Source organism: Oleiphilus sp. HI0043 (genome assembly GCF_001634935.1).
In genome coordinates this window covers 1-915 of the sequence record NZ_LWEY01001474.1, presented here as the reverse complement: position 1 = coordinate 915, position 915 = coordinate 1, and the positions used below count along the sequence as shown (strand labels likewise).

Genomic DNA, 915 nt, shown 5'->3' with positions numbered 1-915 from the left:
ACTTTTGTCATGAAGACCCCACCTGCATCTATTCTGTTGAAGAAAGCTGCTGGTATCACTAGTGGTAGCGGTCGTCCTAATACTGAGAAGGTTGGAACTGTTACTCGCGCTCAGTTAGAAGAAATTGCTAAAACTAAAGACCCTGACTTAAATGCAGGTGATATGGATGCTGCAGTAAGAATTATTGCTGGTACAGCGCGTAGCATGGGACTTAATACTGAGGGTGTTAACTAATGGCAAAATTAACAAAGCGCCAAAAGTTGGTGCAGGAAAAAGTTCAAGCAGAAAAAGCGTACACGGTAGAAGAAGCGGTAGCTTTGCTTGCTGAGCTTTCAAACGGTGTTAAGTTTACTGAGTCGGTAGATGTTGCTATCAACCTAGGTGTTGATGCGCGTAAATCTGACCAGGCTGTTCGAGGTTCTACAGTACTACCAAATGGAACTGGCAAAACAGTTCGTGTTGCTGTGTTTACTCAAGGTGAAAATGCAGAGAAAGCTAAAGAAGCTGGTGCTGATATCGTTGGTATGGACGAGTTGGCTGCTGAAGTTAAAGCTGGAAACATGGATTTTGACGTAGTTGTTGCATCTCCGGACGCAATGCGTGTAGTTGGTCAGTTAGGTCAAATTCTTGGTCCACGCGGTCTAATGCCAAACCCGAAAGTTGGTACAGTGACGCCAGACGTAGCGACTGCCGTTAAAAATGCAAAAGCTGGTCAGGTTCGTTATAGAACTGACAAGAACGGTATTGTTCATACTATCGTTGGTAATGTTGAGTTCTCAGCTGATTCGATTAAACAGAATATCGAAGCATTGTTGGCTGACTTGAAGAAGGCTAAGCCTGCTTCTGCAAAAGGTGTTTATTTGAAGAAAGTTACACTTTCTTCAACAATGGGTCCTGGTCTACTTATTGATCAGA

At 43.4% G+C, this 915-nt stretch carries 1 protein-coding gene and 1 pseudogene; both read left to right on the top strand.

The features are described from left to right. Positions 1-234: pseudogene (gene rplK, locus A3729_RS20900) on the top strand (50S ribosomal protein L11); the annotation flags it as partial. Further along, positions 234-915 (top strand): 50S ribosomal protein L1 (rplA, locus tag A3729_RS20895; protein ID WP_068634239.1); only part of this gene is annotated, 682 nt, incomplete at its 3' end. The pseudogene rplK and the gene rplA, both read left to right, overlap by 1 nt.